This window comes from Lysobacter sp. 2RAF19 (assembly GCF_052115395.1).
GTDB lineage: Bacteria > Pseudomonadota > Gammaproteobacteria > Xanthomonadales > Xanthomonadaceae > Noviluteimonas.
Genome location: NZ_JBFRGO010000001.1, coordinates 15,619 through 41,252 on the forward strand (window position 1 = coordinate 15,619; position 25,634 = coordinate 41,252).

The 25,634-nt window shown below is 66.9% G+C and carries 30 protein-coding genes; 17 read left to right on the plus strand and 13 right to left on the minus strand.

Annotated features, from left to right (window positions below):
• Positions 1 to 21: 21 nt before the first annotated feature.
• Genes AB4059_RS00080 through AB4059_RS00090 form a run of 3 tightly spaced genes read right to left on the minus strand, consistent with a single transcriptional unit; the run spans position 22 to position 2,108 of the window.
• On the minus strand, positions 22 to 927 hold the full coding sequence (locus tag AB4059_RS00080) for a DUF4097 family beta strand repeat-containing protein (protein ID WP_498975427.1): 906 nt from the start codon (positions 925 to 927) through the stop codon (positions 22 to 24).
• Between the two features lie 31 nt (positions 928 to 958).
• Positions 959 to 1,507: a hypothetical protein gene (locus tag AB4059_RS00085; protein ID WP_498975429.1), complete on the minus strand. Its 549-nt coding sequence runs from the start codon at positions 1,505 to 1,507 to the stop codon at positions 959 to 961.
• Positions 1,497 to 2,108, minus strand: a complete 612-nt coding sequence (locus AB4059_RS00090; RefSeq protein WP_498975431.1) for an RNA polymerase sigma factor — start codon at positions 2,106 to 2,108, stop codon at positions 1,497 to 1,499. Before AB4059_RS00090 ends, AB4059_RS00085 begins: the two co-directional genes overlap by 11 nt.
• 99 nt (positions 2,109 to 2,207) lie before the next feature.
• Between AB4059_RS00090 and AB4059_RS00095 the strand changes: the two genes are divergently transcribed.
• Together AB4059_RS00095 and AB4059_RS00100 are read left to right on the plus strand one after the other, a co-directional pair.
• On the plus strand, positions 2,208 to 3,761 hold the full coding sequence (locus AB4059_RS00095) for a fumarate hydratase (RefSeq protein WP_498975433.1): 1,554 nt from the start codon (positions 2,208 to 2,210) through the stop codon (positions 3,759 to 3,761).
• A complete protein-coding gene (locus AB4059_RS00100; RefSeq protein WP_498975435.1) occupies positions 3,758 to 4,165 on the plus strand; it encodes a hypothetical protein in 408 nt (135 codons plus the stop codon). The genes AB4059_RS00095 and AB4059_RS00100 overlap by 4 nt, the downstream gene beginning before the upstream one ends.
• A gap of 4 nt (positions 4,166 to 4,169) precedes the next feature.
• On the opposite strand, the gene AB4059_RS00105 is transcribed toward AB4059_RS00100, so the two are convergent.
• The 6 genes from AB4059_RS00105 to AB4059_RS00130 all read right to left on the minus strand — a co-directional run bounded on the left by AB4059_RS00105 (position 4,170) and on the right by AB4059_RS00130 (position 9,703).
• Positions 4,170 to 5,471: a mechanosensitive ion channel domain-containing protein gene (locus tag AB4059_RS00105; protein ID WP_498975437.1), complete on the minus strand. Its 1,302-nt coding sequence runs from the start codon at positions 5,469 to 5,471 to the stop codon at positions 4,170 to 4,172.
• Between the two features lie 36 nt (positions 5,472 to 5,507).
• Positions 5,508 to 6,773 carry a phospholipase D-like domain-containing protein gene (locus tag AB4059_RS00110; RefSeq protein WP_498975439.1) on the minus strand — a complete coding sequence of 422 codons (1,266 nt, stop codon included), beginning with the start codon at positions 6,771 to 6,773 and terminating at the stop codon, positions 5,508 to 5,510.
• Positions 6,774 to 6,870: 97 nt separating this feature from the next.
• Positions 6,871 to 7,359 carry a DUF456 domain-containing protein gene (locus AB4059_RS00115; protein ID WP_498975441.1) on the minus strand — a complete coding sequence of 163 codons (489 nt, stop codon included), beginning with the start codon at positions 7,357 to 7,359 and terminating at the stop codon, positions 6,871 to 6,873.
• 64 nt (positions 7,360 to 7,423) lie between these two features.
• Positions 7,424 to 8,539, minus strand: coding sequence for a M35 family metalloendopeptidase (locus AB4059_RS00120; protein ID WP_498975443.1), 1,116 nt, complete (start codon positions 8,537 to 8,539; stop codon positions 7,424 to 7,426).
• Between the two features lie 131 nt (positions 8,540 to 8,670).
• Positions 8,671 to 9,132 (minus strand): glycine zipper 2TM domain-containing protein, encoded by a 462-nt coding sequence (locus AB4059_RS00125; protein WP_498963147.1) that lies wholly within the window; start codon positions 9,130 to 9,132, stop codon positions 8,671 to 8,673.
• A gap of 154 nt (positions 9,133 to 9,286) precedes the next feature.
• On the minus strand, positions 9,287 to 9,703 hold the full coding sequence (locus AB4059_RS00130) for a hypothetical protein (protein ID WP_498975445.1): 417 nt from the start codon (positions 9,701 to 9,703) through the stop codon (positions 9,287 to 9,289).
• 83 nt (positions 9,704 to 9,786) lie between these two features.
• Here AB4059_RS00130 and AB4059_RS00135 point away from each other — a divergent pair, with 83 nt between their 5' ends.
• The gene (locus AB4059_RS00135; protein ID WP_498975447.1) at positions 9,787 to 10,581 is read left to right on the plus strand and encodes a tRNA threonylcarbamoyladenosine dehydratase; all 795 of its coding nucleotides are present in this window, start codon (positions 9,787 to 9,789) and stop codon (positions 10,579 to 10,581) included.
• A gap of 312 nt (positions 10,582 to 10,893) precedes the next feature.
• Here AB4059_RS00135 and AB4059_RS00140 read toward each other — a convergent pair whose 3' ends face one another.
• Entirely contained in the window at positions 10,894 to 11,661 is a 768-nt protein-coding gene (locus AB4059_RS00140; protein WP_498975449.1) for a TatD family hydrolase, read from the minus strand.
• Positions 11,661 to 11,876, minus strand: a complete 216-nt coding sequence (locus AB4059_RS00145; RefSeq protein ID WP_498975451.1) for a DUF6116 family protein — start codon at positions 11,874 to 11,876, stop codon at positions 11,661 to 11,663. Before AB4059_RS00145 ends, AB4059_RS00140 begins: the two co-directional genes overlap by 1 nt.
• 198 nt (positions 11,877 to 12,074) lie before the next feature.
• Between AB4059_RS00145 and AB4059_RS00150 the strand changes: the two genes are divergently transcribed.
• The 6 genes from AB4059_RS00150 to AB4059_RS00175 all read left to right on the plus strand — a co-directional run bounded on the left by AB4059_RS00150 (position 12,075) and on the right by AB4059_RS00175 (position 19,719).
• On the plus strand, positions 12,075 to 12,902 hold the full coding sequence (locus AB4059_RS00150; protein ID WP_498975453.1) for a glycine zipper 2TM domain-containing protein: 828 nt from the start codon (positions 12,075 to 12,077) through the stop codon (positions 12,900 to 12,902).
• A gap of 98 nt (positions 12,903 to 13,000) precedes the next feature.
• On the plus strand, positions 13,001 to 14,164 hold the full coding sequence (locus AB4059_RS00155) for an acyl-CoA dehydrogenase family protein (protein WP_498975455.1): 1,164 nt from the start codon (positions 13,001 to 13,003) through the stop codon (positions 14,162 to 14,164).
• A gap of 5 nt (positions 14,165 to 14,169) precedes the next feature.
• Positions 14,170 to 14,712, plus strand: coding sequence for a GNAT family N-acetyltransferase (locus tag AB4059_RS00160; RefSeq protein ID WP_498975457.1), 543 nt, complete (start codon positions 14,170 to 14,172; stop codon positions 14,710 to 14,712).
• A complete protein-coding gene (locus AB4059_RS00165) occupies positions 14,712 to 15,359 on the plus strand; it encodes a glutathione S-transferase family protein (protein ID WP_498975459.1) in 648 nt (215 codons plus the stop codon). Before AB4059_RS00160 ends, AB4059_RS00165 begins: the two co-directional genes overlap by 1 nt.
• Positions 15,359 to 17,452 (plus strand): DUF3857 domain-containing transglutaminase family protein, encoded by a 2,094-nt coding sequence (locus AB4059_RS00170; protein WP_498975461.1) that lies wholly within the window; start codon positions 15,359 to 15,361, stop codon positions 17,450 to 17,452. Before AB4059_RS00165 ends, AB4059_RS00170 begins: the two co-directional genes overlap by 1 nt.
• Positions 17,449 to 19,719: a thiamine pyrophosphate-dependent enzyme gene (locus AB4059_RS00175; protein WP_498975463.1), complete on the plus strand. Its 2,271-nt coding sequence runs from the start codon at positions 17,449 to 17,451 to the stop codon at positions 19,717 to 19,719. Before AB4059_RS00170 ends, AB4059_RS00175 begins: the two co-directional genes overlap by 4 nt.
• Positions 19,720 to 19,723: 4 nt before the next feature.
• Here the strand turns inward: AB4059_RS00175 and ygfZ are convergent, their stop codons facing one another.
• Positions 19,724 to 20,539: a CAF17-like 4Fe-4S cluster assembly/insertion protein YgfZ gene (ygfZ, locus tag AB4059_RS00180; RefSeq protein ID WP_498975465.1), complete on the minus strand. Its 816-nt coding sequence runs from the start codon at positions 20,537 to 20,539 to the stop codon at positions 19,724 to 19,726.
• Positions 20,540 to 20,623: 84 nt separating this feature from the next.
• On the opposite strand from ygfZ, the gene AB4059_RS00185 reads away from it, so the two are divergent.
• From AB4059_RS00185 to AB4059_RS00220, 8 genes are read left to right on the plus strand one after another with little or no spacing between them, the layout of a single operon-like run.
• Positions 20,624 to 20,833 carry a DUF1674 domain-containing protein gene (locus AB4059_RS00185; protein ID WP_498975468.1) on the plus strand — a complete coding sequence of 70 codons (210 nt, stop codon included), beginning with the start codon at positions 20,624 to 20,626 and terminating at the stop codon, positions 20,831 to 20,833.
• 39 nt (positions 20,834 to 20,872) lie between these two features.
• Positions 20,873 to 21,256, plus strand: coding sequence for a succinate dehydrogenase, cytochrome b556 subunit (gene sdhC / locus AB4059_RS00190; protein ID WP_498975470.1), 384 nt, complete (start codon positions 20,873 to 20,875; stop codon positions 21,254 to 21,256).
• 3 nt (positions 21,257 to 21,259) lie between these two features.
• Complete coding sequence (sdhD, locus tag AB4059_RS00195; RefSeq protein WP_498975472.1) at positions 21,260 to 21,643, plus strand: succinate dehydrogenase, hydrophobic membrane anchor protein; 384 nt, start codon at positions 21,260 to 21,262, stop codon at positions 21,641 to 21,643.
• Positions 21,644 to 21,649: 6 nt separating this feature from the next.
• Entirely contained in the window at positions 21,650 to 23,437 is a 1,788-nt protein-coding gene (sdhA, locus tag AB4059_RS00200) for a succinate dehydrogenase flavoprotein subunit (protein WP_498975474.1), read from the plus strand.
• A gap of 18 nt (positions 23,438 to 23,455) precedes the next feature.
• On the plus strand, positions 23,456 to 24,238 hold the full coding sequence (locus AB4059_RS00205) for a succinate dehydrogenase iron-sulfur subunit (RefSeq protein WP_498963115.1): 783 nt from the start codon (positions 23,456 to 23,458) through the stop codon (positions 24,236 to 24,238).
• A gap of 4 nt (positions 24,239 to 24,242) precedes the next feature.
• Positions 24,243 to 24,662 (plus strand): MAPEG family protein, encoded by a 420-nt coding sequence (locus tag AB4059_RS00210; RefSeq protein WP_498975475.1) that lies wholly within the window; start codon positions 24,243 to 24,245, stop codon positions 24,660 to 24,662.
• Entirely contained in the window at positions 24,659 to 24,910 is a 252-nt protein-coding gene (locus AB4059_RS00215) for an FAD assembly factor SdhE (protein WP_498975477.1), read from the plus strand. The genes AB4059_RS00210 and AB4059_RS00215 overlap by 4 nt, the downstream gene beginning before the upstream one ends.
• Positions 24,907 to 25,200: a hypothetical protein gene (locus AB4059_RS00220; RefSeq protein ID WP_498975479.1), complete on the plus strand. Its 294-nt coding sequence runs from the start codon at positions 24,907 to 24,909 to the stop codon at positions 25,198 to 25,200. The genes AB4059_RS00215 and AB4059_RS00220 overlap by 4 nt, the downstream gene beginning before the upstream one ends.
• Positions 25,201 to 25,216: 16 nt before the next feature.
• Here the strand turns inward: AB4059_RS00220 and AB4059_RS00225 are convergent, their stop codons facing one another.
• Positions 25,217 to 25,564 (minus strand): GFA family protein, encoded by a 348-nt coding sequence (locus tag AB4059_RS00225; RefSeq protein WP_498975481.1) that lies wholly within the window; start codon positions 25,562 to 25,564, stop codon positions 25,217 to 25,219.
• Between the last annotated feature and the right edge of the window lie 70 nt (positions 25,565 to 25,634).

Sequence of the window (25,634 nt, forward strand, 5' to 3'; positions counted from 1 at the left end):
CTGCGTAATGGTTCTGACCGCTTACTCGAAGACAAGTTCCGCGTCGCCGGAGAACGTTTCGATGCGGATCAGGCCGTTGCCCGAGCCGTAGCGGTGCTCGAAGCTCGCGCCCGGGCCGTACTTGGGCCGTTCGATCTTCGCGTCGGGCGCGGTGAGATCGCCGCTGAAGGTTTCGCCCGAGGCCTGCGCCGAGGTGTTCTTCGGCAGGATCAGGTGCAGGTCGCCGCTGACCGATTCGGACTTGAACTCGCCGCCGTTCTGCAGGCCGGCGCGGACCTTGGCGTCGCCGGAGACCGTCGAGACCGAGATGTGGCGCAGCAGCTTGCCGTTGGAGTCGGCTTCGATGTTGCCCGAGACGGTTTCCACCGACATCTCGCCGTCGAGCTTGCCGCGCAGGTTGAGATCGCCGCTGACCGACGAGGCTTTGACGTCGCGCGTGTTCAAGGTGAGCGTGAGATCGCCGCTGACGCTTTCGATGTCCGCTTCGCGCGGCGCGCCGGCGACCACCACATCGCCGCTCACGCTGTCGATCTGCAGCGAGGCGCCCGCGGTACCGACCACATCGACGGTCGCCGAGACCGAATCGATCTCCAGCTCGGCCAGCACCGGCACGTTGAGGATCAGGTCGGTCGGCTCGGTGTTGTCGTTGCTGCGCCAGCCGCTGCGGCCGCGCGGATATTCCACGCGCACGACCAGGTCGTTTTCGTCGCCATCGATCACCAGCTTCTCGACGCCCTTGCCGAGGCTGCCGCCGATGTGGACTTCCTTCTTGTCCCACACGCGCACCTGGATGCGGCCCTTGAGGTTTTCGATCTCGATGTGGCCGCGCGCGTCGAGCGGACGGGTTTCGTTGATCGGCGTGGCGGCCCACGCCGAGGGTGCGGCCACGCAGGCCAGGAGAGTGAGTGCGATCAGGGAGCGGGTCATCGAGGTGTCTCCGAAAAAATGGTGCGAGCGGTCAGCTGGCGAGCGAAGTGCGGGCCAAACGCTGGGTCAGTTCCAGGCGCCGCGTGTAAGTCCGTTGCAGTCGGCCGAGCAGGAAGCGCGCGTCCGGGTCGCGCGCCAGCGCGGTGCGGATCTGCGCGGCGCTGCGGTCGAGCACCTTCAGTTGCGCGTCGCCCTTGGCCGGCGGCGGCGTGTAGGCGTCGATTTCCTTGAGCGCCGCCTGGTATTCGCGCGTCATCGCTTCGGCTTCGACGGCGATGATGCGGCCGTGCACGCCGGGCGCGGGCGCCGCGACATCGGGCGTCACCGGGCGAATCTGCCAGGCGATGCCCAGCGCCAGCGCGAGCGAGGCGGCCGTGGCCAGTGGAATGAGCGGACGCCAGGACTTGCGGACCGGCGCGGACGCGACCTGCGGCGTCGCGGCGATGCGCGAGGCGATCGCGGGCCACAGGTCGGCGGCGGGCGCGACGTCCGTGCGAAGGGCGCGCAGTTCCCATCGCAGCGCGTCAGGGAGCATGCCGTCCGGGAGCGGGCCGTCTTGTTTGTCGATGTCATGCGTCATGGGAACCTCCGAGGCGCGTGCGCAGCAATCCGCGCGCGCGATGCAACTGGGCCTTCGAACTGCCGACCGCCATGCCGAGTTCGGCGGCGATCTCTTCATGCTTCCAACCTTCCACGTCGTGCAAGACCAACACCGCGCGCGCCCGCGGGGGCAGGGTGGCCACGGCGCGCTCCAGGTCCATCGTCAGCGCCGTGCCGTGGCCGGCCGAATCGGGCGTGCCGAGCTGGTCGAGCGCGTCCTCGTCGTCGCTGGCCTGCGGCCGGCTGCGGCGCGCGCGCAATTCCATCAGGGCGGTGTTCACGGCCAGGCGATGCAGCCAGGTCGTGAACGCGCTTTCGAAGCGATAGCCCGGCAGGGCTTGCCAGCACCGCACGAAGGCTTCCTGCGTGAGGTCTTCGGCGCGGCCGGCGTGGCCGCCGACCAAGCGCATGATCACGCCGTGGACCCGTGCGTTATGGCGCCGGTAGATCGCCTCGAAAGCGCTCGCGTCGCCACGCCCCGCCGCACGCACCAACGCGCCATCGGCGTCCTCGCCGGGCTCGGCGGACGGAGGTGCTGCGGTGGCTTGTGGTGTCCATGCGGTCACGGCGGAGGTCAGCATACTCACTCCGATGCACGGTCAGCCGGCAAGGTTTAGAGCCGCTTGTGGGGGCCGCGGCGGGCTAGAATCGCCCCCTTCGCACGCCCCCCCGGTTGTCCCGTGACCCAAGTTTCGCCTTCCGTCCGTCCCGCAGGCCCCGTTTCGATCCGCCAGGAAGACCTGATCCAGTCGGTCGCCGACGCCCTGCAGTACATCTCCTACTACCACCCCGTCGACTACATCCGGAACCTGTCGGCCGCCTACGAGCGCGAGCAGAGCGCGGCCGCGAAGGACGCGATCGCCCAGATCCTGATCAATTCGCGCATGTGCGCCGAAGGCCACCGCCCGATCTGCCAGGACACCGGCATCGTCACGGTCTTCCTCACCATCGGCATGGACATCCGCTGGGACGACGCCACGATGGGCGTGGAGGAGATGGTCCACGAAGGCGTGCGCCGCGCCTACAACCATCCCGACAACAAGCTGCGCGCCAGCGTGCTCGCCGATCCGGCCGGCAAGCGCACCAACACGAAGGACAACACGCCCGGCGTGGTCAACGTCCGCGTCGTGCCGGGCAACACGGTCGAGGTGATCGTCGCGGCCAAGGGCGGCGGGTCGGAAGCCAAGTCGAAGTTCGCGATGCTCAATCCCTCCGATTCCATCGTCGATTGGGTGCTCAAGACCGTGCCGACGATGGGCGCCGGCTGGTGCCCGCCGGGCATGCTCGGCATCGGCATCGGCGGCACCGCCGAGAAGGCGATGCTGCTGGCGAAGGAAGCGCTGATGGAGCCGATCGACATCGTCGAGCTGCAGGCGCGCGGCGCATCCAACCGCGCCGAGGAATTGCGCCTGGAGCTCTACGACAAGGTCAACGCGCTGGGCATCGGCGCGCAGGGCCTGGGTGGCCTGACCACCGTGCTCGACATCAAGGTGAAGGATTACCCGACGCACGCGGCGAACCTGCCGATCGCATTGATCCCCAACTGCGCCGCCACGCGCCACGCGCACTTCGTACTCGACGGCAGCGGGCCGGTGATGCTTCAGCCGCCTTCGCTGGAAGATTGGCCGAAGCTCACCTACGACGCCTCCAAGGGCCGCCGCGTCGACCTGGATACGCTGACGAAGGACGACCTCGCGACCTGGCAACCGGGCGAAGTGCTGCTGCTCAACGGCAAGCTGCTCACCGGTCGCGATGCCGCGCACAAGCGCATCGTCGAAATGTTGAATCGCGGCGAGTCCTTGCCGGTCGACCTGCGCGGCCGTTTCATCTACTACGTCGGTCCCGTCGATCCGGTGCGCGACGAAGTCGTCGGCCCCGCCGGCCCGACCACCGCCACGCGCATGGACAAGTTCACCGAACAGGTGCTCGCGCAGACCGGCCTGCTGGGCATGGTCGGCAAGGCCGAACGCGGCCCGGTCGCGATCGAGGCGATCCGCAAGCACGGCTCGGCCTACCTGATGGCGGTCGGCGGCGCGGCCTACCTGGTCTCCAAGGCGATCAAGGCCGCGAAGGTCGTCGCCTTCGAAGACCTCGGCATGGAAGCGATCTACGAATTCACCGTGCAGGACATGCCGGTCACGGTGGCGGTGGATGCCAGCGGGACGTCGGTCCACGCGACCGGCCCGAAGGAATGGCAGGCGCGCATCGGGAAAATCCCGGTGGTGGTCGCTTGATCGCCCCGACGCTCGTCGAACACGCCGCCGCCGGCCAGCCCTTCAAGGTGCGATTCGAACAGCACCACGGCTACGTGCGCGCCTACGTGCACGAAGGCCGCGACAGCCTGGAGGTCTCCATCGCCATGTGGCAGATGCTCGGCGCGTATTGCCGCGCGCACGGCGCCACGCGGCTGCTGGTGGTCGAAGACCTCGACGGCACCGTGCCGCTGGAGCAGGTCGACGATGTCATCGCCGCGATGGCCGACGCCGGCTTCGGCGCGATCCGCACCGCCTTCGTCGAACTGCAGGACGACCTGCAGGGCAGCGAGCACGGTTCGATCCTCGCCAGCGAACGCGGCGTGCAGGTCTACGTGACCAACGACGAGTTCGTCGCGCGCCACTGGCTGATGTACGGGGAGTAGCGCCTCACTCCGGCGACGCGGGGTTCTTGTCGTCGAGCAGGTTCACGTCTTCGGACTTGCGCTGCGCTTCGGCCAGTTGCGCGTCGATTTCCTTGTCCTTCGAGGTGTCGACGTGCATCGCGTGTTCCACCGTCGGCGCGGACGGCGCCACCGCGGGCGCCGGCGTGCCGGCGCGGCGCACGCCGCCTTTGTCGAGCGCGGACTTGACCGCACGCATCGCTTCGCTGCGCACGCGCGGCACGCTGTTTTCGCGCTGGTCGACCCAGCCCAGGAACTGCGCCTTCAACTGGTCGTGCAGGTATTCGACGATCAGCGCGTTGGGCTTGGGATCCTCGAGCACGCCCTTGATCCCGCGCAAACGCTCCAGGCCGAGCCGGAGCGCATCACCCACCGATGCATTCGGATCCAGCGGCACGATGAAGTCGAAGCGGCGCTTCGGATTTTCCGTGTAGTTGAGGACCACCGAACGAAACACCAGCGCGTTGGGCAGCGCGACCTGGTTGCCGTCGAGCGTCATCAGCAGGGTGGTGCGCGAGGTCAGCGCGACGACCTTGCCTTCGTGCACGCGATCCACGACCACGTGGTCGCCCGGCGCGAAGGGCCGGCGCAGGCTGAGCAGGATGCCGGCGATGTAGTTCTCCGCGATGTCCTTGAACGCGAAACCGAGCACCAGGCCGATGACGCCCGCCGAGCCGAGGACCGCGCCGACGAGCGAGGACGCGCCCAGCAGGTCCAGCGCGACCAGGATGCCGACCAGCGTGATCGCGCCCTGCACCAGGCGACGGAGCAGGGCTTCCATGTAGGGGTTGTTGCTGTGCACGCGCGCCATCCAGCGCATGCGGCGCGAGAGGCCGCGGCCGATCCACGCGGCGAGCAACACGATCGCCATCGCGATGACGAGCAGGGGCGTGGCCGCCACCAGGCGCACGAGTTTGTCGCCCACCGCCCGCACCGCCACCTGGAAGCGATCGGACAACTTCGTGCTCAGCACGACGCGGTTCTCCACGCCCGTCACGCCGGCGGTCTCCGCGGCGATGGCGCCCGCCATGTCGATGTCGGCCTTGGTCACCGCTTCGCCATGCAGCATCGCGACGCGATTGATCACGCTGACTTCCACGTCGGCCAGTTGCGGTTGCGAGGCCAGGCGCGCTTCCACGCGCTTGTCGAGCGCGCGGTCGGTCGCGTCGACGGCGCCGGGGACCGACGTGGCGGCCGAGGGCAGCACCGGGGCCGGCGTGCGGGCATGGACACCCAGGGACAACAGCAACAGCAGGGGCGCAAGGCGCGCGGCGATCGATCGGGTCATTCGCAACCGTCGTGGCGTCGGAAAGGCCCCGCCAGTCTACAGCTGCGAGCGGATCGGCAGGATCACGCGCTCGATGAACTTCTCCTTCAGCGGTCGCTTCTCCCACATCTCGTAGGTATAGCCCTTCGATTTGGTCAGGTCCTGCTCGAAGATCTGCGTCATGTGCTCGGCGAACGCAGTGTCATAGACGTTGAGGCTCGCCTCGTCGTTGAGGCGGAAGCTGCGCAGGTCGAAGTTGGTCGAACCCACCGACGTCATCTCCTTGTCCACGATCATCATCTTGTTGTGGAACATGGTCGGTTCGAATTCGCTGATCGCGATGCCGGCCTGCAACAATGGGCCCCAATCCATGCGCGAGGCATGGCGCGCGGCGTCCGAATCGGTGTTCTTGCCCGGCACGATCACGCGGACGCGCACGCCGCGCTTGCGTGCCGCGAGCAAGGCGTTGGTGATCAATTCGTCGGGAATGAAGTACGCCGCTTCCAGGTCGATGGAATGTTCGGCCGCCGCGATCGCCATCAGGTACATCAGGTGCATGCTTTCGCTGCCGCCGTTGGGCGAGCTGATGAACAGGTGCGCGTCCATGCCGTCGGCGCTTTCCAGCGCCGGGAAGTTGTCGGGGCCGTTGAGCACTTCGCCCGTGGTCTTGATCCAGTTGTCGTTGAACGCCGCCTGGAACTGCGCGACGACCGGGCCTTCGACGCGGAAATGCATGTCGCGCCAGTGGTCCTTGTCCTGTCCATGGCCCTTCCACGGATCACCGATGCCCACGCCGCCGGTGAAGCCCACGCGCCCGTCGATGATCAGCAGCTTGCGATGGGTGCGATTGTTCATGCGCGCCAGGTTGTACCAATGCAGCGGGCGATAGCGCACGACGTGCACGCCGGCCTGCTTCATCTGGTCGAGCAGCGATTCTTCCATGTTGTAGCTGCCGGCCCAGTCGATGGTGACGTGGACCTGCACGCCGGCCTTGGCGCGCTCGCACAGCGCGGCGGCGAAATCGCGGCCGATCTGGCCTTCCCAGTAGATGTAGGTTTCGAAGCTGATCGTCTTCTTCGCGCCGCGGATGCCTTCGAGCATCGCGGGGAAGATTTCGTCGCCGTTCTGCAGGTCCTTGATCACGTTGTGCGACAGGATCGCCGGGCCGAGCAGCACCCCCATCTCGCGACGGAACTGCGGGTCGGCCACCGCGTACCGGTGTTCGACCTTGCGTTGGATCTGTTTTTCCGGCTTGACGAAGTTCAGGCCGAGGATGACGGCCAAACCGGTCACGAGGATGGTGACGATGACAACGGTCAGCATGCGGGTCTTGCTCCAGCGCATCGCGCGCCCCGGGTCCATGGGAGCGGATGACGGTAAAGAAGCGGCCGCAGCCCCCGCGTGAATTGGACGCGGCGTTCTAGAAGAACCAGGCGAACGCGAACACCCCGAGCATCGCGAAAGCCAGCCCCAGCTTCAGCACGATGCCCAGCACGATGCCCAGCCACGTGCCGAAGCCGACCTTCGCGGCTTGCCGGATTTCCCGGCCGTGGATCAACTCGCCGATGAGCGCGCCCACGAACGGACCGATGAACAAGCCCAGCGGCGGCATCACGAACAGGCCCGCGAAGGTGCCCAGGATCGCGCCCCAGATGGCCTGCTTGCTCGCGCCGACACGCTTGGCCCCATGCGCGGTGGCCCAGAAGTCGATCACGAACGACACCGCGGTCATCAGGCCGAGCACGACGAGCGTGACCCATCCGATTTCCTGGAAATTGCCCGCCCATGCGGCGAGCAACATGCCGGCGAAGACCAGGGGCAATCCGGGCAGGGCCGGCAGGATCACGCCGGCCAGGCCGACGAGGACGAGCAGGGCGGCGATGGCGTAGAGCAACGCTTGCTGGGTCATCTGGGTTCTCTGGTTGCACGAAAAACCCGGCCTTTCGGCCGGGTTCGGTTTCCCGCATCTTGCCTCAGTTCTGGAACGGGTTGTTCTCCGCGAAGTATTCGTGGCTGTCGGCGTTGTCCAGCGCCGAGGCCGGATCGGTGATCGCCAGGTTCTTCGCGCCGGCCTGGCCGTAGACGTGGTCGTCGGTGCTGGCGGTGACGTTGAAGTGGCTCATCTCGTGCACGAGCGTGCCGGCCTTGGAATCGGTGCCCGTCAGCGGCGCACTCCAGAACGCGCGGCAGACGAAGATTTCGTAGGGGCGCGTCGGATACACGTAGGCGTAGTAGCTCTGGTTGCAGCCGCAGTTGATCTTCACCTGGCCGGCGCTCTGGTCCATCGCTGCGTCGATCGAGGTGAAGTGCGACTTGGCCGTGTTGTAGCGCGTGGACGTGTAGGTCCCGAACCACGTCGTGTAGCGCGGGCCCGCCGTGCCGGCGTTGAGATAGCCCTTCGCGTTTTCGGTGTACGTGCGCGCGCTGTTGACCGCGCTGCCCGCGGTGCTGATCTGCGAGGTCGTGCAACCGACGTAGCTCACGCCGTTGACGACGGTGCCGCCACCACCGGTCGGCGGCTTCTTCGCACCATTGCCGCCAGCCTTGCCGAGCAACTGGTCGCGGCCGTCGACCCACAGGCGCAGGGGCGCCGAGCGCGCGATCATCGGCGCGCCGGAGGCCTGGCGCAGCATCGCGCCACCCGAGAGAGAGGCGTGTTGCAGCGGCGAGGCGAAGGTCACCGTGTACTGGCCGGTCTGCGCCAGATCGTAGGCAGCGGACAGATCCACTTTCGCGATGTAGGTTTGGCCCGGGCGAATGATCGCGAAGTCCGCCGCGGTCGGCAGGCCGCGCTTCACCAGCGGACCTTCGTACTGCACGGGCTTGCCGTCACGGCTCACCTGGAACAGGCGGGCTTCGAGGAAATCCGACGGCAGCTGCCACTTCGGCACGCGCACCGTATTGCGGCTGGTATTGGTGATGCGCACTTCGACGGCGCCGAGGAAGTCGCTGGCCTTGCCGGTGGCGGCGACCATGCTGACCTGCAGCGGATTGCTGCGCGCGGTGGGCGGTGCGGCGGTGGAGACCGCTGCGATCGAACCGGCGAGGAGGGCGGATGCGACGACGGTCTGGCTGACGGACAGTTTCATGCGATCGGAACCCCTTGGGTGGTTGGAACCCTGCCGGCGGCATATGCGCGAAGCGCGCGTGAAGAAAATGCAAAAAAGAGGCCGCCCGCAGGCGGCCTCGAACAAGGACGAACTTGGGGCTGGTTCGCTGATCAGTTCGCCCAGGCGCGGCCGTTGTAGACGCGCACATACGCGCCTTCGCGGATTCCGCCGACATCGGTCTGGTTGAGCGTGACCGTGTTGCCGTTGTCCATGCGCACATAGACGTTGTAGCTCTGCGCCTTGTTCATGTTCTTCTGGATCGCCGAGCCGGCGACCGCGCCGCCGACCGCGCCGGCGACCGTGGCGGCATTCTGCTTGCCGTTGCTCGTGTTCTTCGCCAGCTCATGGCCCGCGACCGCACCGACCACGCCACCCAGGACCGCGCCCGTGGTGCCACTGGTCTGCTGCGAACCCACCGCGTCGATGCGCGTGACCGTGCCGCAGTCGTAGCAGCTCTGCGCAGGCGGCGGCGTGTTGTAACCAGACGTGCCGTTGTACGACGGCGACGTCGATGCGCAGCCCGCGAGCGCGAGGGTGGCGACGGCGGCTGCAGCAAGCATGTGCATCTTCATGCGACTCTCCTGTCGGTGTTTGTCCGGCACCGATGCTGTGAGTCGCGCGGTGAACAGGGCATCAAGCGCGCGGGTTTCGCCGCGCGCGCATCAGCGCATGTTCAGTTGCCGGATCTTCAGCAACGCAATCAGCGACGCGATCAGGCTTGCAATATCAACCGCGGAAATCCTGGTGGCACGCCTTGCACGCGTTGCCGATGGACTCCATCGTCTTGGCCAGGGCGGGGCAGGTGAGCGGCGGATTCGCGCGCGCGGCATCCAGTGCGGCGCGGAAACCGCCGGCGGCCTTGGTGAATCGCGCGTCGTCGCGCAGGTCGGGGAAGGCAGCTTCGATGTCGTCGGCGGTCAGCCGCAACGCATTGAAGTGCGGCAGCGTGTCGGTCGCGTTGCAGCGGTTGGCCTCGAGGTTGTTCTTCAGTTGCACCGCATGCCATTGCTGCACGTGCATCAGCGCATCGGGGAAAGGATCCTGCCGCGCCTGCCACGTGCGAATGCCCATCACGGTGAGGATGGCGCCCACCACCAGGCCGACAAGGAAGAGGAAGAAGTAACGCGCCCCGGTGCCTGCCATGTCCGTGCTCCTGCGTGGATGGTGTGGCGGCGAGGGTAGCAGAGGGCCGGGGCCGCAGGCGTGGCTTCAGTAGAATGCGCGGTATGCGACAGGACTTGCGGGATCGTTTCGCCGGCATCGACCGGCTCTATGGGCGCGGCGCGGTGGAGCGCCTGGACACGCGGCGCGTGGCCGTCATCGGCCTGGGCGGCGTGGGCGCGTGGGCGGCCGAGGCGTTGGCACGTTCGGGCGTCGGGCACCTGACGCTGGTCGACGCGGATGACCTGTGCGTGTCGAACACCAATCGCCAGCTGCCCGCGCTGGCCGGGAACTACGGCCGCAACAAGGCCGAAGTCATGGCCGAACGCGTGCGGGCGATCCACCCGCAGATCGACGTCGATCCCGTGCAGCACTTCCTGACGGCGAGCAACCTCGACACCTTGCTCGATCGCAACTTCGACCTGGTGTTGGATGCCTGCGACAGCTTCCGGACGAAGGTGACCTCGATCGCCTGGTGCCGGCGCCGCAAGTTGCCGATGATCACCGTCGGCTCGGCCGGCGGCCGCACCGACCCCACGCAAATCCGCGTCCGCGACCTCTCGCGCACCGAACACGATGCGATGCTCTCGCTGATCCGCAAGAAGCTGCGCGGCGAGTTCAACTTCCCGCGCAGCAAGGACCGGTACTTCGGAATTTCGGCGGTCTACTCGCTGGAAAACGTGAAATATCCGCAAGCCGACGGCAGCGTGTGCGGCATACGACCGCAGATGGAGGCCGATGCGGCGTTGAAACTGGATTGCGGTGCAGGCCTGGGTGCCGCCACGCATGTCACCGGCGCGTTTGCGTTCGCGGCGGTGGGAAAGGCGATGGAAGTTTTGTTGAAGGTCAAGGCCCCCTAGTCTTCATCTAGCGAAAGACAAAATACAGATCGCCGCGAAGGCGCCGATGCGCCAGAGAGGACATCGAGGAGAACGCGCGACTGGAGCTCGGCTCCGAGATGTCCTCGAGGCGCGAGGCGCCGCCCGTCTGGTGTGCTGGCTGTACACGGGCCCGATCAAATCGCGACGAACCGAATCATCCGATGCTGTCGCGCAACCCGAAGCGTGGTGCGCAGTGGACGTCGTATTGAAGGCCACATTGCGGAGCGTGCGCCCTTGCGGAGCAATATGGCCTTCGATACGGCGCGCCGCTGCGCCGCTCTGGAGGCTGCATCAACCCAACCCAAACAACCTCTCTGCGTTCCAAGTCGTCGCTTTCGCAATGACCCCCGGATCTTCCCCGCGCAACTCTGCGACCGTCTCCAACACCCGCACCATGCGCGCAGGCTCGTTCCGCTGCCCGCGATGCCCGCAATCGGGTTGATCCGGCGCATCGGTTTCCAATAGCAGCGTTTCCAACGGTACGCTGGCCGCCACGCGCCGCACGCGATTGGCACGCGCATACGTCACCGGCCCCCCGATACCGATAAGGAACCCCAGATCCGCGAGCTGCCGCGCCTGCTCCTCGCTGCCGGCGTAACTGTGGATCACACCGCGCAAGTTGCCGACGCGCTTGATCGCCGCCATCACCGCATCCACGGCACGTCGCGCATGCACGATGACGGGCAGGTCGAACTCGCGCGCCAACACCAATTGCGCATCGAAGAACGTCGCCTGGACATCGCGATCCAGATCTTCGACCCAGAAATCCAGCCCGCATTCCCCGATGGCGACTGGACGCTCGCGTTCGATCCAATCGCGCAGCTCGCGCAAATGGGCTTCGCGATGCGCAGCGATCATCATCGGATGCAGCCCGTAGGCCGGAAACAAGCCCGCGTCCCGGGCACATGCGTCGCGTAATGCCGGCCAAGTGTTCGCTTGAATGGCCGGAACGATCTGACGCGTGACGCCGACTTCTCGCGCACGCGCGACGACGGCGTCGCGGTCGGCGTCGAACTCCGCAACGTCGAGATGACAGTGCGTATCGACCAGCGCGTACATCAGCGGCGGGGCGTCTCGATGACGTCCGGTGCCTTGCGCTTGCGCAGGCCTGCGAGCAACAAGGTGCCCAGGCCGAGGAGGATTTCGTCGGCGAAGGGAATGAAGTCGGGGATCGCCGTGTCGAGCACGAACAAGGCCGCGGTGATGAGGAACAGGCGCGGGAAACTCAGTTTCGACAGAAACCCGAGCAACCGGTTGGTGATGGGGTTGGGCATCGACGGGGCGCTCCTGAATGCTGCGTTCATCCAACGCTAGCATGCAGCCTGCAGCGATCGTGCCGTGCTTCACGATTCGGTTAAGAAGTTGTCAAATTGCGGGGTGGCCGTTCAGGAAGGAAGTGTTGGAATCTTTTCCGACGCCGGCGCTCGTGCCGCCGAAGCAAGTACGAAGAAGGCCGAAGGAGGCCTACCGCCATGTTGAAGAACAACACTCTCGCCATTGCCCTCGCTGCGCTGCTCGTGGGTGGCGTGGCCACCGCAGCCTTCATGAACAACCGCGGCAAGGCCGACGTCGCCGCCGACGTGCAGCCCGCGCCGTCGCTGGCCGCCAACCCGGCCGACGCGGCGGCCGACCAGCCGCTCGACGAGACCGGCGTGCAGGCCAACCCGAAGGTCGAATACGCCGACGTGATCGGCGTGCAGCCGATCAAGAAGTCGGAAAAGCTCTACGCGCAGGTCATCGGCACCGAGCCGATCAAGGAAACCAGCACCACCTCCTCGCCGCACGAGGTCTGCCAGGACGTCGTCGTGCAGGAACGCGCCCCGGAACGCGACGGCAACGTCGGCGGTACGGTCGTCGGCGCGGTGGTGGGCGGCCTGCTGGGCAACCAGGTCGGCAGCGGCAACGGCAAGAAGGCCGCGACCGTCGCCGGTGCGGTGGCCGGTGGCTTCGCCGGTCGCGAGATCGACAAGCGCCACGTGGGCGGCAAGGTGGTCGACAAGACCGAGCGCCAGTGCCACACCGAGACCTCGACCTCGCAGTCCTCGCGGACCGTGGCGTGGAACGTGACCTACCGCAACCCGGACGGCACCACCGGCACCATGCGGACCGGCGACAAGCCGGGCAGCCGCATCTCGCTGGGCAGCGAGTCCCGGACCGTCGGTTACGACGTGACCTACCGCTATGAAGGCCAGGAACACACCGTCCGCATGGACGAGAAGCCCGGCCAGCGCCTGCCGGTGGTGGACGGGCAGGTCATGACGCAGGTCGCCTCGGCCGCGGGCAGCAACGACAACGGCTAAGGCCGGACAAGCGGAAACCGTTACCAGATGGGGCCGGAGCGATCCGGCCCCATTTTTTTACCTACAATGTCGGGCTTCCGTCCGCACCCAAGCCCCCCATGGCCCTGCATCCCTACGATCTGTACGACGTCCGCTCCCTGCTCAGCGAAGAGGAGCGCGCCGTCCAGGACACGGTCGCGCGTTTCACCGACGAACGCGTCATCCCGATCATCGGCGATGCCTTCGACCAGGGCCGCTTCCCGCGCGAGCTGGTGGGCGAAATCGCCGAACTCGGCCTGCTCGGTTCCTCGCTGCCCGAAAAGTACGGCTGCGCCGGCCTCAACGCCGTCAGCTACGGCCTGATCTGCCAGGAACTCGAACGCGGCGACAGCGGCATCCGCAGCTTCGTCAGCGTGCAGTCCTCGCTGTGCATGTATCCGATCTTCGCCTACGGCACCGAAGAGCAGCGCACGCGCTGGCTCCCGGACATGGCCGCGGGCAAGGTGATCGGCTGCTTCGGCCTGACCGAACCGCAGGGCGGCTCCGACCCGGCCAACATGAAGACCAATGCGCGCCGCGACGGCGAGGACTGGGTCCTCAACGGTTCGAAGATGTGGATCACCAATGGCAACCTCGCCGACATCGCGATCGTGTGGGCGCAGACCGACGACGGCATCCAGGGCTTCATCGTCGAGAAGGGCATGGCCGGCTTCGCCGCGCAGGAGATCAAGCACAAGATGTCGCTGCGCGCTTCGGTGACCAGCGCGCTGTTCTTCGACAACGTGCGCGTGCCCGAAGCCAACCGCCTGCCGAACGTGAAGGGCCTGAAGGGTCCGCTCGGCTGCCTGACGCAGGCGCGCTACGGCATCACCTGGGGCCCGATCGGCGCGGCCATCGCGTGCCTGGACGAAGTGCTGCACTACACCAAGGAACGCATGCTCTTCGGCCGCCCCGTCGCCGCTACGCAGAGCGCGCAGATCAAGATGGCCGAAATGGCCCGCCGCATCACGCTGGCGCAGATGCTCGTGCTGCAGCTCGGTCGCCTGAAGGACGCCGGCAAGATGCAGCCCGCGCAGGTTTCGCTGGCGAAGTGGAACAACTGCCGCATGGCCATCGACATCGCGCGCGAATGCCGCGACCTGCTCGGCGGCGCCGGCATCACCACCGAGCACGGCGCGATCCGCCACGCGCTCAACCTCGAGTCGGTGATCACCTATGAAGGCACGGAGACCGTGCACCAGCTGGTGATCGGCCGCGAACTCACGGGCATCAGCGCGTTCTGACGCCCGTGTCGCGCCTGGACACCCGCATCGAGACCGATCGCCTGGTGCTGCGCGTGCAACGCGCGGAAGACTTCGAATATTTCGCGGAGTTGCAGCAGGACGAAGAAGCGTGCCGTTACATCGGCGGCACCTCGCCGCGCGCGGCGGCCTGGCGCAAGTTCCTGCAGATGCCCGGCGCATGGGCGGTGCAGGGCTTCGGCATGTTCGCCGTGATCGAGAAATCCTCGAACCAATGGATCGGCAACATCGGTCCATGGCATCCCGAAGGCTGGCCCGGCACCGAAGTGGGCTGGGCCTTGCGCCGCGCCGCGTGGGGCAAGGGCTATGCGTACGAGGCGGCGGTCGCCGCGATCGACTGGGCCTTCGACGAACTCGGCTGGACCGACGTGATCCATTCCATCGACCTGGACAACGTCGGTTCGCAGGAACTCGCCAAGCGCCTGGGCTCGCGCAATCTCGGGCGCGGGCAATTGCCGGCGCCGTTCGAGGATGTCGTGATCGATATCTGGGGCCAGACGCGCGAACAATGGCGCGCGCGCAACCGCTGATGGCCATGCTCACCGTCCACGGCTTCTCGCCTTCGGGCAACTGCCACAAGGTGCGGTTGCTCCTCGAACAACTGCGCCGCCCGTATACGTGGGTGGAAACGCGCAGCGACCAGGGCGCGACCCACACGCCCGAATTCCTCGCGCTCAATCCGAATGCCAAGGTCCCCGTGCTCGTGCGCGAAGACGGCGCGGTGCTGACCGAATCCAACGCGATGCTGTGCTGGCTCGCCGACGGCACGCCCTTCCTGCCGGCCGATGCGTGGGAGCGTGCGCAGGCGCTGCGCTGGATGTTCTTCGAGCAATACAGCCACGAACCCTACGTCGCGGTCGCGCGCTTCATCTGCGGATGGACGCCGCTGGATTCCCCGCGTCGCGCGGATCTGCCGCGCTTGCGCGAACGTGCGCACGATGCGCTGCGCGTGATGGAACGGCATCTGGTCGAACACCCCTGGTTCACCGGCGCGCAGTACGGCGTGGCCGATATCGCCTTGTTCGCGTACACGGCCGTGGCGGGCGAGGGCGGCGTCGCGCTCGACCCCTATCCGGTGCTGCGCGGTTGGCTCGATCGCGTGCGCGCCACCGAAAACTTCGTGGCGCTGCCCGAGAACGACGCGGACGTGCGCGAGCGCCTGGCGGCGATGACGTGATGTTGCGCCGCCTCCTGCTCGCGTTGCTGCTGTGTTGCCTGGCGCTGCCCGCGCTGGCCGCCGATTACCGCTTCGCGCCCGCGCCGGCCTGGGTGAAGGACGCCCCGTTGCCCGATGCCGGCGACGCGCAACCCACCGGCGACGGCACGCGTTACCTGCTGCTCGACGACCAGGTCGACGTGCGCGGCCCGCAGCGCGTCGCCTATCGCCGCATCGCCACGCGCCTGGACAACGCGCGCGCGCTGTCCGACGGCGGCCAGATCGAAATCTGGTACCAGCCCGAATACCAGCGCGTCGAAATCCATGCGATCGAAGTGCGTCGCGGTGGCCAGGTCAGCGACCGTCGCAATTCGGCCCGCATCGAAGTGCTGCGCCGCGAGGAAGACCTCGACCAGGCCATGTACGACGGCGAGCACACGCTGAGCATCACCTTGCCCGACCTGCGCGTGGGCGACATCGTCGACTACAGCTACAGCGTGGTGGGCGACAACCCGGTGTTCGGTGGCGATTACCACGGCAGTTACACCGCGCGCTTCGACTCGGCGCTCGCCTATCGCCGCGTGCGCGCGCTATATCCGGCCGCGCGGCCCTTGCACGTGCGTGCGCCGGCGGATTTCCTGCGACAGGACGGCGCGATCGGCGATGCGCGTTTCGTCGAATTCTCCGCGCGCCGCCTGCCGCGCACGCGCACCGAGCCCGACACGCCGTCGAGCTTCGACCCCTACGGCGACATCGAACTTTCGACCGCCTCCAGCTGGTCCGACGTCGTGCGATGGGCGCTGCCGATGTACAACCCGCGCCTGCGCGACCGCGCGCTCGCCGCCGAACTGGTGGAACGCCTGCAGCTGCACGACACCGACAAACGCGCGGCGATGTTGCGCGCGATCGCCTTCGTCGAAGGCGAGATCCGCTACACCGCGCTGGACATGGGCAAGAATTCGCACGAGCCGAACCTGCCCGAAACCGTCGTCGCGCGCCGCTTCGGCGACTGCAAGGACAAGGCCGTGCTGCTCTCGGCGCTGTTGCACGAAGCCGGCATCGTCGCCGAGCCCGTGCTCGTCGACACCGAAGGCCGCGAGTCGCTCGCCAGCCGCCAGCCGAGTGCAGTCGCGTTCGACCACGTGGTCGTGCGCGCGCACCTGGACGGCAAGCCGGTCTGGATCGACCCCACGCGCGATATCGAAACCGGTGCGCTCGAAGATCGCTCGCCGCTGCCCTTCCGCCTGGGCCTGCCGATCTGCGACACCTGCGACCGCCTCGTCGACATCCCGCAGCCCGCACCGCGCACGCCGCTGGTGGATGTCGGCCAGCGCGTCGACCTTGCGACGACGCACGACGGCTTCCGCGCCGATTTCACCATCGTCACCGACTATCGCAACGAGAAGGCCGACGGCATCCGCGACACCTTCGCCGATGGCGAGGACGAGTTGGGCGAGCAGTACGTCAGCTACATGCGCAAGTACTACGACGACTTGCAGAGCACGCGCACGCCGAGCCTGCACGACCGCGGCGCCGGCGCGGCGCGCGCGATCGAACGCTACGTGATGCGTTGGCCGGCGAAGGAGGGCAACGGCTTCGACATCGTGCTGTTCCAGTTGCTCGACTGGATGCCGGCCTTCGACCTCGACAAGCGCAGCACGCCGATGGCGCTCGAGGGTCCAGCCTACGCGCGGCAAACCGTCCGCACGCACCTCGCGGGTGGATGGGACATCGCGCCCGACGACACCACCATCGCCAATGCCTATTTCCGTTTCCATCGCGTCGTGCGCGTGGTCGGCGACAAGCTGGAGATCGTCGGCGAATGGCGCCGCCTGGCCGACCAGGTGCCCGCGCGCGATTACGCGAAGGTCCGTGCCGACGTCCGCCGCGTGCGCGAACTCATGGAATACAGCGTGGCGATCGGCGATGACGCCGACGACACCGCCGCCAGGGCGCAGGACGCCTCGGTGAATCAGTGGCGCATGATCGCCGCCGTGCTCGCAGGCCTGCTGCTGTTCTTCGCAGGGCTCGCGTTCAAGCAGGAATCCCAGTTGCGTCGTCTGCGCTCGTCGTGGACCGCCCCCCAGAATCGCTCGAGAGACGCCGCCCCATGAACGCCGCCAAGCCGATCCCCGCCCGCATGAAGGGCCTCAACCGCGCCGAAATCTGCGACGTCAACTTCCAGGAATACGTGCGCGATTGGAACGGCCACCGCGATGTCGCGCCCGCGCCGCACGAAGCCATCCTCGAAGGCAGCGCGCTGGATGCGCAGGGCTTCCGCGAGATCTTCGAATCGCAGTTGATTTCGCGCCATCTGGACTTGATGGCGCGCGTGTTGCGCGTGCAGAACAAGGTCTTCTACACGATCGGTTCCAGTGGCCACGAAGGCAACGCGATGGTCGCGCGCCTGACGCGCCACACCGATCCGGCGTTCCTGCATTACCGTTCGGGCGGCTTCATGGCCGAGCGCTTCCGCAAGCTGCCGGGAATGGACCCGATCATGGATTCGGCGCTGTCCTTCGCGGCCAGCAAGGACGATCCGGCGAGCGGCGGCCGCCACAAGGTGTGGGGCAGCAAGCCCTTGTGGGTGTTGCCGCAGACTTCGACGATCGCCTCGCACCTGCCCAAGGCGCTGGGCACCGCGCTCGCGATCGAACAAGGTCCGCGCATCGGGCATGAACTTCCGATCCCGAAGGACAGCATCGCGATCTGTTCCTTCGGCGATGCCTCGAGCAACCACGCCACCGCGCAGACCGCGTTCAATGCCGCGGCGTGGACCGCGTACCAGAAGCTCCCCGCGCCGGTGTTGTTCGTGTGCGAAGACAACGGCATCGGCATTTCGGTGAAGACGCCGAGCGGCTGGGTCGCGCGCAACTTCCAGCAGCGCCCGGACCTGGATTACTTCTACGCCGATGGCCTGGACCTCGCCGAAGGCTATGGCCAGGTGCAAGCCGCCGTCGAACATTGCCGCCGCACGCGCCGCCCGACCTTCCTGCACCTGCGCACCACGCGCATCATGGGCCACGCGGGCACCGACTTCGAAATCGAATGGCGTTCGATCGAAGAACTGTGCGCGGTGGAGGCGACCGATCCGTTGCTGCGTTCGGCCGCGATCGCGCTCGAATCGGGCCTGATGTCGAAGGAAGACATCCTCGCGCTGTACGAAGACACGCGGAAGAAGTGTTTCGCCGCGGCCCACGACGCCGACAGCCGTCCGCGACTGACCGACCTGGCCGACGTGATGAAGCCGCTCGCGCCGTACACGCCCGACGCCGTGCGCAAGGAAGCCGCGCGCGTGCCGGATGCCGCACGTCGCGAGCAGGCCTTCGGCGGTGAAGCGAAGCTGCCGGAGAAACAAGCGCCGCGCCATCTCGCGATCCAGATCAACAACGCGTTGCACGATCTGTTCGCCAAGTATCCGCAGGCTTTGCTGTTCGGCGAAGACGTCGCGCTCAAGGGCGGCGTGTACACGGTAACCAAGGGCTTGCAGAAGGCGTTTTCCGGAAAGCGCGTGTTCAACACGCTGCTCGACGAGACGATCATCCTGGGCCTTGCGCAGGGTTACGCGAACATGGGGATGCTGCCGTTCCCCGAAATCCAGTACCTGGCGTATTTCCACAACGCCTGCGACCAGATCCGCGGCGAAGCGGCGAGCCTGCAGTTCTTCAGCAACGGCCAGTACCGCAATCCGATGGTGATGCGCATCGCGTCGCTCGGGTATCAGCGCGGGTTCGGCGGGCACTTCCACAACGACAATTCGATCACCGCCTTGCGCGACATCCCGGGTCTCGTCGTCGGCTGCCCTTCGCGCGGCGACGATGCGGCGACGATGCTGCGCACGCTGGCCGCGCTCGCGCAGGTCGACGGGCGCGTGTGCGCGCTGCTCGAACCGATCGCGCTGTACATGACGAAGGATTTGCACGAGCCCGGCGACGGCGGCTGGCTCACCGAATACCCGGCGCCGAACGAGGCGATGGAGCTCGGCGAAGGCCGCGTTTACGGCGAGGGCGACGACCTGGTGATCTTCACCTTCGGCAACGGCGTCCCGATGTCGCTGCGTGCGGCGAAGCAGATCGAAGGCAAGCACGGCTGGAAGACGCGCGTGGTCGACCTGCGCTGGCTGGTGCCGCTCAACGAAACCTTCATCCGCGCACAGGCGAAGTCCGCCAAGCGCATCCTCATCGTCGACGAAGGCCGCAAGAGCGCGGGCGTGGGCGAGGGCGTGGTCACCGCGATCGTGGAAGGCGGGTTCGGCGCGCGCCCGTTCCAGCGCGTGGTCGGCGCCGATACGTTCACGCCGCTCGCGGGTGCCGCCTTCCTGGTGATTCCGTCGGACGAGGACATCGTCGCGGCGGCCGACCGGCTCGCCGCGAAGGCGTGATCCGCTAGCGGGCGAGGCCGGCGAGCAACGCGCGTTCGCGCAAGGTCACGCCGTTGCTCGTCACCGGCACATCGGGGCGCTCGACGGGCAACACCGCGAGCGCCACCCAGCCTTCGCCATTGCGCGCGGTGCTCACGACCTGGCCCAGCGTCGCGGCGCCCACGTCGACGTTCGCGCCGGCTTCGGGCTCGCTCTGGCATTCGAACAGCGTCAGCCCGCGTTTGACCTGGCCGAGGAAGTGCGTGCGCGCCACGATCTCCTGCCCCGGATAGCACCCCTTCTTCACGCTGAAGGCATGCAGGCGGTCGAGCGAGAGCATTTGCGGCGTCCACTGCTCGGCTTGCGAAGGCGGCAAACGCGGAAAGCCCAGGCGCAAATCGGCCGCGCGCCAGCGCGTTTCGGCGTCGCCATCGCCCGGCGATGCACCGCCCGGCGCGATGCGCAGCGTGCGCTTGAGCCCGAATCCACCGAAGTCGAATTCGATCCCGTCCTCCGGCGTGCCCGCGAAACTGGCGCCGGCGGCCGTCGAAGGCGCGTCGAAGGTGCCGCTCGCGTGAAGATCGTCGCGCACCGTCACCTGCAACTGGCGGCGCAGCACGAAGCGCTGCAATTGCGCGGCAAGGGCGTGCGCATCGACGTCGGGCACGATGAGCCACGCGGTGTCCTGGGCCACGCGGGCCAGGGCGAAGAGCGCGATGACGCGGCCTTTCGGGGTCAGCCACCCGTTCCATTGCCATCGCCCGACGCGTGCTGCCTCCACGTCGTTCATGCACTGCGCTTGCGCGAAGGCGATGGCATCGCGCCCTTCGAGCGCGATCACGCGGTGGCCGGGAAGGGCGAAAGCCGGGGCGGGCGGGGGCGCTAGGTTGTGGGACATCCGGTGCGGACTTAAACTTCGGGGGTTGTGACGCCGCGAATCATAGGTCAATCCGAACCCGACACCGACGCCGGAGCGCTGCCCGATGGTGCAGTCGCGCCGCACGAAGGCACGCAGGTTGTCCCGGCCGACGACGTGGACCCCGTTCGCCCACCGGTCGAGATCGGCGGGCGCAAGGGATTGGACCCGGTCCGTTACGGCGACTGGGAAAAGAACGGCCGCTGCATCGATTTCTGACGCCGCACCCGATTGACATCACGTAAGGAAGACGACCCGATGGCGACGCAACGCCCCCTGTCACCGCATCTGCAGGTGTATCGCTGGCAGATCACGATGACGATGTCGATCCTGCATCGCGCCACCGGCATCGGCCTGGTCGTCGGTGCCTTCGCGTTGGCCTGGTTCCTGGTGATGCTCTCGATGGGCCCGGAGTCCGGCGCGCGCGCGATGGCCTGCGTGGGATCGCCGATCGGACTGTTGTTCACCTTCGCCTTCTCGCTGTGCCTGGTCTACCACCTGTTCAATGGCCTGCGGCACCTGCTGTGGGATACGGGCCACGGCTACGACATTCCCTCCGTCTACAAGACCGGCTGGACCGTCTTCGCGCTCACGGTGGTCGTCACCGCCGCACTGTGGTTCTTCGCACTGGGAGTCGCCTGAGCCATGACCGACCTGCGTACTCCGCTCGCACGCGCCCGCGGCCTGGGCTCCGGCAAGACCGGCACCGGCCACTTCTGGGTGCAACGCGTCACCGCCGTCGCGCTCGCGCTGCTCGTGCCCTGGCTGGTGTGGGTGCTGCTTTCGATGGTGGGCGGCGATTACCAGCACGCCATCGACGTGCTGCACCGTCCCTGGAACGCGATCCTGATGGGCGCCTTCCTCGTCGCGATGTTCTGGCACGCCAAGCTCGGCATCCAGGTGGTCATCGAAGACTACGTGCACACGCGCGCCTGGGAAGTCACGCTCCAACTGCTGAACCTGTTCCTGTGCACCCTCGGCGCGATCGCGTCGTTGTTCGCGATCGTCCGCATCGCGCTGCTGGCCTGAGCCCAAATGACCGCCTACAAGATCCAGGAACACAAGTACGACATGATCGTCGTCGGCGCCGGTGGCGCCGGCCTGCGCGCCACCTTCGGCCTTGCGCAAAAAGGCCTGAAGACCGCGTGCCTGACGAAGGTCTTCCCGACGCGCTCGCACACCGTCGCCGCGCAGGGCGGTATTTCCGCCGCGCTCGGCAACATGGGCGAAGACGACTGGCGCTTCCACTTCTACGACACCATCAAGGGGTCGGATTGGCTGGGCGACCAGGACGCGATCGAGTACATGTGCCGCGAGGCCATCCCCGCGATCATCGAACTCGAGCACCAGGGCGTGCCGTTCTCGCGCACCGAAGACGGCCGCATCTACCAGCGTCCCTTCGGCGGCATGACCACGCATTACGGCAAGGGCATCGCGCAGCGCACGTGCGCGGCCGCCGACCGCACCGGCCACGCGATCCTGCACACGCTGTACCAGCAGTCGCTCGCGCATAAAGCGCAGTTCTTCATCGAATACTTCGCGCTCGACCTGATCATGGACGAGGAGGGCGCCTGCCGCGGCGTGCTCGCACTGGACATGGCCGAAGGCACGCTGCACCTGTTCCGTTCGCACGGCGTGGTGCTCGCCACCGGCGGCTACGGCCGCGCGTACTTCTCGGCGACCTCCGCGCACACCTGCACCGGCGACGGCGGCGGCATGGCGCTGCGCGCCGGCTTGGGCCTGCAGGATATGGAGTTCGTGCAGTTCCATCCCACCGGCATCTACGGCGCGGGCTGCCTGATCACCGAAGGCGTGCGCGGCGAAGGCGGCATCCTGCGCAACAGCAACGGCGAGCGCTTCATGGAGCGCTACGCGCCGAACGCGAAGGACCTCGCTTCGCGCGACGTCGTCTCGCGTTCGATGACCATCGAGATCCGCGAAGGCCGCGGCGTGGGCCCGCTGAAGGACCACATCAACCTCGACCTGACGCACCTGGACCCGAAGGACATCCACGAAAAGCTCCCCGGCATCGCCGAGAGCGCGAAGATCTTCGCGGGCGTGGACGTGGAGAAGGAACCGATCCCCGTGCTACCGACCGTCCACTACAACATGGGCGGCATCCCCACCAATTATCACGGCGAAGTCGTGCAACTGCGCAACGGCAATCCCGATGCGGTGGTGCAGGGCCTGTACGCGATCGGCGAAGCGGCGTGCGTGTCGGTGCACGGCGCGAACCGCCTGGGCTCCAACTCGCTGCTCGACCTGGTGGTGTTCGGCCGCGCGGTCGCCAACCGTTGCGCCGAGACCATCAAGCCCGGCATGCCGCACAAGGATCTGAAGACCACGGCATGCGACCAGTCGCTCGCCAACTTCGACCGCCTGCGCAACGCCAAGGGCTCGCTGCCCACGGCCGAGATCCGCAACAACATGCAGCGTGCGATGCAGGCCGACGCCGCGGTGTTCCGTACCGGCGAAACGCTGGCCGAAGGCGTGGCGAAGGTCCGTGAGATCAATGCGTCCTTCGCCGACGTGAAGGTCAGCGATCGCTCGCTGGTCTGGAACTCCGACCTGATCGAAACCCTGGAACTGCAGAACCTGCTGGGCCAGGCACTGACCACGATCGTGTCCGCCGAGAACCGCACCGAATCGCGCGGCGCGCATGCGCGCGAGGACTTCCCGGAACGCGACGACGCGAACTGGCACAAGCACAGCGTGTGCTGGGTCGACGATGCGGGCAACACGCGCATCGACTACCGCCCGGTACACATGTACACGCTCAGCAACGACGTCGAAGTCGTGCCGCCCAAGCCGCGCGTCTACTGACCCAGGGAACGAGAAACCATGGCTGAATTCACGCTCCCGAAGAATTCGAAGATCGGCAAGGGCCGGCACTTCCCCGCGCCCGCCGGCGCGAAGAAAGTGCGCACCTTCAAGGTGTATCGCTGGAACCCGGACGACGGCAAGAATCCGAGCGTCGACACCTACGATGTCGACCTGGCCACCTGCGGCCCGATGGTTCTCGACGCGCTGATCAAGATCAAGAACGAGATCGACCCGACGCTGACCTTCCGCCGCTCTTGCCGGGAAGGCATCTGCGGCTCGTGCGCGATGAACATCGACGGCACGAACACGCTGGCGTGCACGCGCGCGATCTCCGACTGCACCAAGGCCGAAGTGCCGATCTACCCGCTGCCGCACATGGCGGTGGTGAAGGATCTGGTGCCGGACATGACGCACTTCTACGCGCAGTACGCGTCGATCAAGCCGTGGATCCGCACGCAGACGCCGGCGCCGGATCGCGAACGCCTGCAGTCGAAGGAAGATCGCGCGCTGCTCGACGGCCTGTACGAATGCATCCTGTGCGCGTGCTGCTCGACCAGCTGCCCGAGCTATTGGTGGAACGGCGACCGTTACCTGGGCCCGGCGATCCTGCTGCAGGCCTACCGCTGGATCGTCGACTCGCGCGACGAAGACACCGGCGCGCGCCTGGACGACCTGGAAGACCCGTTCAAGCTCTACCGCTGCCACACGATCATGAACTGCGCGCGGACCTGCCCGAAGGGCCTGAACCCGGCGAAGGCGATCGGCGAGATCAAGAAGTTGATGCTGGCAAGGCGCGGCTGATCCCGTGGCCGACGCGGAGATCCTCAAGCCCGCGTTCGCCCTGGTCGGCCTGACGGCCGTCGTCTTCGTTCGCATGTACTGGTTGCGTCTGGCCGAGCTCGGGCGTGGGCGCATCGATGCGCAGGCGGTCGCCACCTCGTCGGAAATGGCGCGCCTGCTGACCGACACGCGCGCCTCCGACAACTTCCGCAACCTCTTCGAACTCCCGGTCCTGTTCTACGCCGCGGTGTTCGTCGCGATGTCCACGCACCTGGTCACGCCGATCTCGATCGCACTGGCGTGGATCTTCGTCGTCCTGCGCGTGCTGCATAGCGCCGTGCACTGCACCTACAACCGCGTCATGCACCGCTTCCTCCTGTATGTCGCGGGCGCACTGGTCTTGTTCACCTGGTGGGCGTATCTGGCAACGGGGCAGGCGTGGTGAACGACGACGCCGAAATCCGCAAGCTCAAGTGGCGCTGCCGCCGCGGCATGCGCGAACTCGACCAACTGCTCGAGCGTTGGCTCGAGACTTCGTGGCGCCAATCCAACGACGCCGATCGCGCGACTTTCCTGCGCGTGCTCGACAGCGAAGACGACCGCTTGTGGAAATGGTTCCTCGGGCACGAAACCGCGCCCGATGCGGAGCTGCAGGCGCTCATCGAACGCATCCGCAACCTGCCGCACGCATGATCCCCGCCCGTTGTCCCAACTGCAGCCGCCGCATCGACTTCGGGCTGCTCGGCCTGCTGCCGATCCAGTCGCGCGTGGCGCACCCGGCGGACCTGCACTGTTCTGCCTGCCAGGTGCGGGTCACGCTCGCGTCCTGGTGGTTGTTCGTGAGCTTCGTTGGCTCGCTGGCGGCGGCGTTCTGGATACTGCCGCAGCCCTTGGCCCTGACCACGTGCCTGTGGTTCGCGCTGCAGATCGCCGCGAACGGGCTCTACGTCGTCTTCGGCGGTCCGCTGAAAACCTTCCGCTGAGCGCGTTCGGGAGACCTCAGAGCGCGCGCCCGTCGTAGTTGTGCACGGGAATCGCCGACAGATCCACGTCGTCGAGCACGCGCAGGTTGACCGCCGCGACGGGATTGCCCTTCGGATCGTTCGCTTCGCCGAACACGTGGATGCCGCAGGTGTCGCAGAAGCGATGCTGGATGTGGTGCTTGTTGAAGGTGTACGTCGCCATGTCCGATTCCGGCGTGCGCAACACAAGCTTCTCGCGCGGTACGAACCACAACAGCGACGCGCGCTTGGCGCACATCGAGCAATTGCAGGCCAGCCCGCTGTCGATCTGTCCTTCGACGTCGAAGGCGACCTTGCCGCATTGGCAGCTACCGGTGTAGTTCATCGAGCGCGCTCCTGGGGGAATTCAAGGATGCTGCGGGGATCGACGCGTCGATTCAAGTACCACTGGCCCT